The following is a 10065-nucleotide window of genomic DNA, read 5'->3' as shown; positions in this document are numbered from 1 at the left end:
TCTGAGCCATGATCAAACTCTTCACTTTAATGATTCGTTTGAAGTGCAACTATAACTAGTTGCCAGTATGTTGGCTTAAAACTCAAAGTTCTTAACTTAAAGAACCCACACAGATTGTCTGTACTTACTAATTTTTAAAGACCTTCAAAGCGCTTGGCTTTTGCAGCTTCACGCCTTAGTGCGTGACAGCGGAGACGTATTTTAATGATTTTTAAATCAACGTCAACACCTTTTTAAAAAAATTTTAAGGTGAATTTATAATTTTATCTTAGACATACAACCACAAAGCCGATGTACATGCGATTTTGTGACATAAATCACGCCTATAAAATTTCTTTAAAATTTTGCTAGGTTCTCTAACTTCAATTTAATAAAATGGTAAATTCGCCATATTTTTATACAATAATAGCTAATTACCATCAAACAATTGCCACTTAATAAGTGCTACTATGTTTTCTTATTTTCTATGTATAGGAGCATTCTGGTATGGCTATGAATATTCAAGGTGGCATTTATCGCTACGATCTACAGTTTAAAGAACCTGCTATGACCTCTCGAGGCACCTACTATAGCCACACTGTATGGTACGTAACCTTAGAAGTAGATGGTCTTCTTTGTATTGGCGAGTGCGCCCCACTACCAGATCTAAGCTCAGACTTCCTTTCTCTTGGCTCAAGCTTTGAAGAGCGTCTTAAGTATTACGAGCAAAAATTAAAAGACCTCTTGGCACCTATTTTCCAAGACCTTAAAAAAGCAACAAGTATTGATGAGCTACTCTCTTATCAATTAGATAGCAGTAAGTTTTTAAACTATCCATCCATGCTCTTTGGTCTTGAGTCTCTCTTAACCCATATGCGCTATCAACTTAACCACCCAAGTTCTACCTTAACTCTATGGGACAGTCCTTTTAGTCGCCATGAAAGTGGTATTGCTATTAATGGTCTTATCTGGATGGGTGATTTTGATACCATGGGTGAGCGCATTAAAAATAAGCTTAAAGAAGGCTTTAGATGCATCAAACTTAAGATTGGTGCTATAGATTTTGATCAGGAACTCTCCTTACTACAATACATTAGAGATCGCTTTAGTCCTCAAGAGCTAGAGCTAAGAGTTGATGCTAATGGAGCCTTTAGTTTTCAAGAAGCTCCTTATAAGCTAGAACAGCTAAGCAAATTCTCCTTACACTCTATTGAGCAGCCAATTAAAGCTGGTCAGTATGAGCATATGGCTGCTTTATGTAAAAACACACCAATTGATATTGGCCTTGATGAAGAGCTGATTGGTGTATATGACACTGCTAGTAAAATTAAGCTTTTAGATACTATCAAGCCACAATACTTGGTAATTAAACCAAGCCTACATGGAGGTTTTGCTGGTACTAAAGAATGGATAACTTTAGCTCAAGAGCGCAACATTGGTCACTGGATTACCTCTGCCTTAGAGTCAACTATTGGTCTTAATGCTTTAGCTCAATGGTGTGCTACTAATACCTTAACTATGCCTCAAGGTCTTGGTACAGGAGCTCTTTATACCAATAATCTTAATACTCCAATGTATATTAAAAATGCTCAGCTCTATTGCAATTTAAACTTAGAGTGTATGCAGAATTACGACTCATATCTTAAGACTCTCTTAAATGAGCAAGCTAAGCAAATCTTTACTACCCTCTCTTAGTAAGGTCACATTCTTTTTAGGTCAAGTATCATGAATTATATTACTAATATTCCCGATCAGGTTTTATACCTGAAAGATAAAAGTTTTAGTGCCTCTGACATAAAAGATAGTTTTGCCTCATATGTTCAAGAACATTATGGTACTGAGAGTTTTGAGTACTCTTTAGCTATGTTTTTAAAGGAGTGGTTTAATGACAGTCCTTTAATTCAGGTTAAAACCTCAGGATCAACAGGTAAACCTAAGGTCATGATGGTTGAGAAAACCAAAATGATAAATAGCGCCTGTATGACCCTCTCTTTTTTAGGTCTAAAGCATCCAGATTCAGCTTTGCTATGTATGCCTCTTGAATATATTGCAGGCAAAATGTTGGTAGTGCGTGCCCTAGTAGGCAGTTTAAAACTGATCTTAGTTCCTCCTTGCTCAAATCCAATAGCTGCTATTAGCGATAGTGAAGTTCTTAATTTTGCAGCTATGATCCCTATGCAAGTTAGCAGCGCTCTAAAAGACAGTTCACATGAACAACGCCTTAAAGCTATAGAACATCTTATTATTGGCGGTGGTGCTGTTGACGATGCTCTAGCCTCAAAACTTAAGAGCTTTCCTCATAATGTCTATAGCACTTATGGCATGACAGAGACCTTATCTCATATAGCTCTAAGACGCTTAAGTGGGCCACAAGCTTCCTCCTTTTATAGTGTCTTTACAGGAGTAAAAGTCTATCCAAGCGCCGAGCAGACTCTTACCATTGAAGCGCCTTTAGTAAATAATGAAACTCTTATTACTAATGATATTGTGGAGTTTAATGACCAAGGTCAGTTTAGAGTTTTAGGTCGCAAGGATAATGTTATTAATAGTGGTGGAGTTAAATTACAAATAGAAGAGCTAGAACAGTGGCTCAAAGATAGGCAATCAGATTTGGATGATAGTTATAGTCGTCTTAAAAATTGCTCTTTATTAATTAGCTCCCGTCCCGATCCTAAATTTGGCTCCATAGTAGTAATGCTTTATGCCACTTTAGATAACCAAGAGCTAAGCCCAAATGAGCTAGAAGTGCTTTTTGATAAGATGCCTAAATACTGGCACCCTAAAGCTATAGTAAAGGTAGAAGCAATTCCTCTTACAGGTACTAATAAGCCCGATCGTGCCCAAGCTAAGATATTGGCTCAATAAAGTACCAGTGGCCACTAAAAAGCTAGCTTTTCACTACCAAAACTAGGGAGACAATTAGTTGCTTATCTTAATTTGTCTCCCAGGTATCTTTAATGTTAGAGACCTTCCTTTTTATTTTTCTCAATATACTTGTTCATACTATGCAAAAAGCTTTGCTCGTCAGTATTTTTATAGCGTGAGTATTTAAAGTTGGCAGGGGAGTCTTTAACTATGCCCTTCATGTCGTTAATAATTACTTTGGCAATGGCCTGCCCAAGCTTGATAGGAACAGCATTACCTAATTGACGGTATTGCTCTTTTACAGGCCCGCAGATTTTCCAATTGCTAGGAAACTCCTGTATTGCCTTATATTCCTCAACACTAAGAGGTCTAAGCTTGGTAGGATGACACAAATCAGTAGCTGGCATAGTAGGATCTGTGACTAAGGTTGGTGCAGGTTTGCAAGAACTTAAACGTCTGAAAAAGCCAGTCTTACCACCACCTAACTTAATCTTATTACCCATAGCTTCTAGCTGTAGTTCCTCAGGTAAATCTTTCCAGTATTGTCCTTCTTTTAATAAAGAATAAAACTTTAATCTTTTTTGAGGAAACTCAATGTAGTGATGAGACTTCTCATCTAAATTACCTAAATGCTCAGCAAAAGCTTCACCCAAAGTTTTCCACGGCAACAATCCATGCTCAGTAGATGGATTATCAGTAGCTAATGCTTGCTCATGAGTAGGATATAAATAAGGAACCTTACTATCTCCTAACTTGCCAATAATTACCAAGCGCTCTCTTATTTGAGGCGCTCCAAAGTTAGCAGCATTGTAAAGCTCAAAAGAAACTTGATATCCAGCCTCATTTAGTTTTTGCAATATTTTCAATAAAGCTCCACCCTTAACAGGAGCCTCATTATCTTGTAGAGGGTACTCTGCTGACAGTAATCCTCTTACATTTTCCATTACTACATAAGTAGGCTTAATTTGAGAGACTATGTCTAAAAACTTGAGAAACACATTACCACGCTGATCGTCTAATGACTTACGTGCTCCAGCAGTGGAAAATGCCTGACATGGTGGACCGCCAAAAATTACATCTACTTTGCGATTATTGGGAATTTTGGCAAAAGCTAGTATTTCATCAGCGCTATATTTGTTGATATCCCCTATTAACGCAATATTAGGATTGTTTTGCGCAATGGTCATACGACAGAACCTGTTGCACTCGCAAGCAAGAACAGCCTTAATGCCACCATCAGCCATACCTATATCTAATCCCATGGCACCTGAGAAAAAGCTTAAAGCAATGATCTCAGGCACGTAATCAGTTAGTCTAGGATGGTCGTCAGGCTCTATTACTACCTCGTAGGCTTTAAGATACTGCTGAATATCTTCTGGAAAAATCAACCATTGTGTGCCCTTACGTTCTGCCTTGAGCTTACCGCTCTTAATTAACTGTCTAACATATTGAGCTGATACTTTTAATTGAGCAGCCACCTCTGGAACAGACAGCCTTTTAGCCAAATTCTGATCATTCATTTAATACGCCCTTAGAAAAATTTGTATATGATATTAACATATTGGATCTAGTATTTATATTTTATATGAGCATACTACTAGTCGTTTTTTTGTAATGGCGTTAAGACACGTAAAGACTAATGCTTTCTAAGGAGTATGAAAAAAGGCACGCTCTTGTGAGTGTGCCTCTTCTCTTAGTTTAAGGGAACTTTGGATACTTGCTCCAATCTGGCTTACGCTTTTCTAAGAATGCTTTACCACCCTCTTGGGCTTCTTCGGTCATATAGTAAAGCATAGTAGCATCACCAGCTAATTCTTGAATACCAGCCTGACCATCAAGCTCAGCGTTGAGGCCTGCCTTAATCATACGTAAGGCTAATGGGCTGTGCTGCATCATGGTCTTAGCCCACTCAACAACTTCATCCTCAAGCTTATCAAATGGAACAACCTTATTAACAAGGCCCATTTCTAAAGCTTCTTGAGCATTATATTGACGGCACATAAACCAGATTTCACGAGCCTTTTTCTGGCCAACTACACGAGCTAAGTAAGAAGAACCAAAGCCAGCATCAAAACTACCTACTCGAGGGCCAGTCTGACCAAAGATGGCATTATCAGAGGCAATGGATAAATCACATACTACATGTAGCACATGACCGCCACCAATAGCAAAACCATTAACCATAGCAATTACTGGCTTAGGCATAGAGCGAATTTGCTTTTGTACATCTAAAACATTAAGACGAGGTACACCATCAGTACCTACATAGCCGCCATGGCCCTTAACATTCATATCGCCGCCAGAGCAAAAAGCCTTATCTCCAGCACCAGTAAGGACAATCACATTAATATCCTGACACTCTCGGCAATAATAAAGAGCATCAGAAATCTCTGTGGTAGTGGTTGGGGTAAAAGCATTACGGTAACGAGGACGATTAATAGTAATCTTTGCAATGCCCTCAAAGAACTCAAAAAGAATATCTTGATACTCTTTTATGGTCTTCCACTCTCTAGTTTGTGCCATAAATAACTTCCTAATTTAAACAAACACTAGTTCTTTTGGATAATATTACTCTACTAATGAGGCATAAGCCTTAGTACGTGAGTCACTCATACCTTTTTTCATGCATAAAGCATCAGTAGTAGCTTTGGTACAAAATTCCACTAAAACAGGACTATCACATTGTTCAAGTGGAGCTACCAATAAATCTAAAGCATTATCAAGCTCGTTTTCATTTACTACTTTGCAATATTTAAAGCCTCTTGAGGTAGCCCAACCTTGAGCTGAGGTATTATGCTGAGCAGTAACATAGTGCTTTCCTTTACTGTCTAAACTTAATCCAGGCAGAGCATGGAAAATCTCACCACCACCATTGTTTAATAGTAAGATACGCACATTATTGCTAACGTAATTGTTCCATAAGGCATTCATGTCGTAAAAGAAGCTTAAATCACCTATTACGACAATATTTAAATCCTTACTGGCCGCAGCATAGCCCATGGCAGCAGATAAAGAGCCCTCAATGCCATTCACGCCTCGATTAGCTAGCACGGTAACATTGCGATCTTTAAACATCTTATTACCGTACATTTGACCATAGCGCACTGATGAACTATTAGCTAAATGTAAGGCGCAATTGTCAGGAATTTTATTGAGTAGCTGCTCCACAGCCATCATATGAGAGAACTCAAATTTAGGTGTGCTTACCTTAGATAAGATAATCTTTGCTAAATAGGCGTAAATATAGCGAGCATTAGCATAATCCTCAGGCAAGACCTTAGCATTATCCACCATAGAGCACAGCATCTCTAAATTAGGCATACTGGTGCTGGTATAGCGAGTATAGGTCGATGCATGGGTATCTTTGATGAGTTTATCAAGATCTACTGAGTATTGCTCTTTTAAGATGGTTACTGCTCTATGTAAGATGCGAATAAAGAACTGTTCATCAAGCTGAATAATGCCATTGACACATTGGAACAGATCTACCACCTCACCAGATGGGCTAACATGCAAATGATTGCGTGGGTGATGCGCTCTTAAAAACTTACGTAAGCTTTTAGAAATAATATGCCCACCAACAGTAATTACTAAATCTGGTGCTCTTAATGCTCTTTTATATGATTGAGAGCAAGGAGAGCTTTGATTGTCGGTAACTACTAGAGGCGCAGCTTGTGATAATTGCGAAATCATAAGATCGACTTGAGTACAGATATTACTATCATACTCAACGTTAGCAATGGTCTCTGCCATTACTATCATATGCTCACTTAAATCCTGCCAAAGCTTACTATCTTTACCTACTCCTAGGCCTGATACACTCTGACCTACCACCAGCATAATACTCTTAGCTTGCTTAAGATAGGCAGCCAAAGATTGTGCCCATTCCTCAGATGAGCATAAAGTGTAATCACTCTGAATACTCTGCAAGAACTTTTGCTGCTCGGTAGCCAAGTCTATTTCGTACTTGTCTTGATCATCATAAAGGTATTGAGGCAGTTCAAGCTCTCTAAAATTGGTGTAATCATACCGCTTAATAGTTCTAACCTGCGGTAATGCGTCGACCTCAAAGCTAAAGAAAGGATCGGAGATCGGCACATTAATTTGAACAGGGCCTAAGCCATTGTGATTAAGAGCTAATAAAGCTTCATTAATTAGCCTATTACAATACCACTCGTCCTCATCACTTTGTACTTCCACTAAGGAAACTGACTTCTTAACTAAAGTCTTAAATACATCTTCTTGTGGTAAGGTTTGGCCATCCATTTGACCAATCCAAGCTTTAGGACGATCAGCTGAAATAACTAATAATGGAATTTGTTGATAGAAGGCTTCACTAACAGCAGGATGTAAGTTTAATAGCGCACTACCAGAAGTTACTACTATAGCAACAGGCTCACGATTTAAATTTTCTTGAGCTAAACCAATAGCAAAGAATCCAGCACTACGTTCATCAGTGATGGAGTACACTTCAAACTTATTACTGCTTAGGATAGTTTGAACAATAGGAATATCACGACTACCAGGGCATAAAACAACTTTTTTAACCCCATGATTAATCATCAGAGCCACTAATTGGAGTACATTCTTTTTATTAGAAAAATTTCCCATGTGACTACTCTCCTTTTGTTGGATCTGCAATAGCAGAACAAATAGCCCTCATCTTATTACAGGCTTCTTGTAACTCTAAATGGCATTGTGATTGACGTAAATTACCACCACCTGCATAAGCTAATGCCAACACCTTTTCATTGTTCTCAGATGGTTTTGGAAACTTAACTTCCATGCAGCGTAAATTTACAAAGATCTGACTTTGCCCCTCTAAGTTAATAGGGCCTAGCATGCCAGAGTAATATCTGCGGTTAATACTCTCACTTTCAACAATAAATTGATAAGCCTCTTCTTTAGGTAAGCCGCATACTGCTGGAGTTGGGTGTAACTTACCAATTAAAGAGCCAATGACAGCATCGTCTTTAATAGTAAACTCAAAGTCGGTTCTTAAATGACAAACAGGACCAGCCATGGCAATGTAAGGGCCTTGCTCTTTGATATCAAGAGCATATGGTTTGATAACATCCTCAATATAGGTAGTTACATACTCTTGTTCTAAACGATCTTTATCTGACCAACCACTAAGATCATTAGGATTTTGACAGGCTTCATCTGAACTAAGCATGGTGCCAGCTAAGGACATGGTCTGGTATGACTTGCCTTGACCCTTTAATAAAATCTCAGGAGTAGCGCCCAGCCAAGTACCAGTCTTAGCTGAGTGTACTAGCGATACCATCATTTTAGGGTATAGCTTGCAGGCCTTCATAAAGGAAGCAAAAGCCTTAAAAGGCTGGTATATAAAAGCTCGTCTAGTAGCAAGTACTAACTTATCAAAACGATGCTCATTTAAAGCTTCATGAAAGGTAGCAAAGTCAGCTTGATAACATTGTTGCTGCTCTTGCCATAAGCTTTCATTAGAGCCTTCAAAAATTACTTCCTCAGCACAGTTTTTAGCGCTTGTATCACTGCTATAAGCACTAAAAGCTGGACTGAGACTAAGTTCTTGGAAAAAGTCTGTAATAGCGCTAAAACCACAGATATACTTATCAGCTTTTAATACCACCATAGGAGCATCTTTGCTTAAAGCAAAAGGAGCCATTAAGAAGCCACTACACTCCCCCAGCTCATCATAAGACTGACACTCAACTAAGTTCATGTCGTCTTGCATAATTAAACATGGTTCGGTTTCATTAGGCAGACGGTATAACGCAAAAGGCTGATCTTGAGCAATAAGACTTGCTATCACGTGGTCTACATCGAAATTAATTTTTCCAGACACTTTTCCCTCACAAAGTATACAGAAGATACAATTGTTCCTTTAGCCTTTAATAATGGCATTGGTTACTCTAACAGTTGAAATCAAACGACCATCATCGTTAGTTAAATCCACATTCCATAAGTGGCTAGAAGATCCTTTATGGATAAGAGTACATAAGGCAAATAGTGATTGTCCTTTATAAGCCATGGCAAGATGATTACCACTTACGCTTACTCCTACAGGATGCTCTTTAGCTTTACATAAGGCCATGGAGGCTACCCCTGCTAGCGTTTCTGCAAAGGCAAGAGAGGTTCCACCATGTAATATTGGGCCAATAGGAGTAGTTCTACAATGAACATCATCTATTTTTATGACCGCCTTTACTTTACCTGCTCTTAACTCAAGAAAATCAATATTGAGCTCTTTGACTAAACAAGTTTCCATGTTTTGACCTACGTTGAGCTTACCTTGCTCATAGCCATCGGTATTAGGAACACCATATAAGGCTAGGTATAAGTCAAAATCAACCAAATCTTGATCGCAAAGACAGCGACTAAAACAAGCTTGTTTTAAATATATCTTGTCAGAAGGACAAGAAGAGGCAGGTCTATTTGGGTCAAAGCTACTCATGGATAAGAGCCTTATTACTTGTACTGTAAGTGAACTTAATTAAGCCACGCTTGCCACAAGAACCACTTAGGCAAGCAAAGAATGAAATATTATAGCATGGCTATTTAAGGCTCATTATTTGATAGTTCAAAGGTGCGAAACAGATCCATTAATTTGTCATTAACTGCTATCCAGGCATGTTAGAGAAGCTAGCTTATTAGCTCATACGAGCTTATGCCCCCTTCTTAGCGTATAAGATCAGGTACAGTAAGTTGAAGGGTAGTGAGGTGAGAAATGACCAGCTATGGTCATGTATGGCGGTGAGCCTTAGCAGTAATAGATTTGGCTTTAGGATAGAGATGCAGGCAAACATTGCGTTGAGGCAATGTTGTTAAAATTTGGAAGGCCTAGAAACGAAAAAACCACCGTTAGGTGGTTATTCAAGAAAAGTGGTGCTGATACCGAGAATCGAACTCGGGACCTCACCCTTACCAAGGGTGCGCTCTACCAACTGAGCCATATCAGCACTTAAGTGATGGCGGAACGGACGGGGCTCGAACCCGCGACCTCCTGCGTGACAGGCAGGCATTCTAACCAGCTGAACTACCGCTCCGCAAAATTAAGCCTGGCGATGACCTACTCTCGCACAATCGTACGTTGCACTACCATCGGCGTAACTACATTTCACTTCTGTGTTCGGAATGGGGACAGGTGGGTCTATAGCACTATGGTCGCCAAGCAAATCGGTGTTTAAAAATGCTTAGATTCAAGCTTATTGTTTTTAACTCTTTACTAACTTAATG

At 39.0% G+C, this 10065-nt stretch carries 7 protein-coding genes, 2 tRNA genes and 1 rRNA gene; 2 read left to right on the top strand and 8 right to left on the bottom strand.

Going from position 1 to position 10065, the window contains the following annotated elements:
- Positions 1 to 486 precede the first annotated feature (486 nt).
- Both MXE38_RS11460 and MXE38_RS11455 read left to right on the top strand, forming a co-directional pair.
- Positions 487 to 1674 carry an o-succinylbenzoate synthase gene (locus MXE38_RS11460; protein WP_246915091.1) on the top strand — a complete coding sequence of 396 codons (1188 nt, stop codon included), beginning with the start codon at positions 487 to 489 and terminating at the stop codon, positions 1672 to 1674.
- A 30-nt stretch (positions 1675 to 1704) separates the two neighbouring features.
- Positions 1705 to 2844, top strand: a complete 1140-nt coding sequence (locus MXE38_RS11455) for an AMP-binding protein (RefSeq protein ID WP_246915088.1) — start codon at positions 1705 to 1707, stop codon at positions 2842 to 2844.
- 95 nt (positions 2845 to 2939) lie between these two features.
- On the opposite strand, the gene MXE38_RS11450 is transcribed toward MXE38_RS11455, so the two are convergent.
- The 8 genes from MXE38_RS11450 to rrf form a co-directional block, all read right to left on the bottom strand.
- On the bottom strand, positions 2940 to 4364 hold the full coding sequence (locus MXE38_RS11450) for a DNA cytosine methyltransferase (RefSeq protein WP_246915085.1): 1425 nt from the start codon (positions 4362 to 4364) through the stop codon (positions 2940 to 2942).
- A gap of 178 nt (positions 4365 to 4542) precedes the next feature.
- On the bottom strand, positions 4543 to 5367 hold the full coding sequence (gene menB, locus MXE38_RS11445; RefSeq protein WP_246915082.1) for a 1,4-dihydroxy-2-naphthoyl-CoA synthase: 825 nt from the start codon (positions 5365 to 5367) through the stop codon (positions 4543 to 4545).
- Between the two features lie 45 nt (positions 5368 to 5412).
- Complete coding sequence (gene menD, locus MXE38_RS11440; protein WP_246915079.1) at positions 5413 to 7455, bottom strand: 2-succinyl-5-enolpyruvyl-6-hydroxy-3-cyclohexene-1-carboxylic-acid synthase; 2043 nt, start codon at positions 7453 to 7455, stop codon at positions 5413 to 5415.
- A 4-nt stretch (positions 7456 to 7459) separates the two neighbouring features.
- Positions 7460 to 8674: a chorismate-binding protein gene (locus MXE38_RS11435; RefSeq protein WP_246915075.1), complete on the bottom strand. Its 1215-nt coding sequence runs from the start codon at positions 8672 to 8674 to the stop codon at positions 7460 to 7462.
- 39 nt (positions 8675 to 8713) lie between these two features.
- Positions 8714 to 9283 (bottom strand): PaaI family thioesterase, encoded by a 570-nt coding sequence (locus MXE38_RS11430; RefSeq protein ID WP_246915072.1) that lies wholly within the window; start codon positions 9281 to 9283, stop codon positions 8714 to 8716.
- A gap of 429 nt (positions 9284 to 9712) precedes the next feature.
- A tRNA-Thr gene (locus MXE38_RS11425) sits at positions 9713 to 9788 on the bottom strand.
- Between the two features lie 10 nt (positions 9789 to 9798).
- Positions 9799 to 9875, bottom strand: a tRNA-Asp gene (locus MXE38_RS11420).
- Positions 9876 to 9885: 10 nt separating this feature from the next.
- Positions 9886 to 10001: ribosomal RNA gene (gene rrf / locus MXE38_RS11415) — 5S ribosomal RNA — on the bottom strand.
- Positions 10002 to 10065: the final 64 nt, after the last annotated feature.

The sequence above is a fragment of the Anaerobiospirillum sp. NML120448 genome (genome assembly GCF_023050945.1).
Lineage (GTDB): Bacteria > Pseudomonadota > Gammaproteobacteria > Enterobacterales > Succinivibrionaceae > Anaerobiospirillum.
Note: the sequence above shows the minus strand (reverse complement) of the source record. Positions and strands in the feature narration are given on the sequence as shown.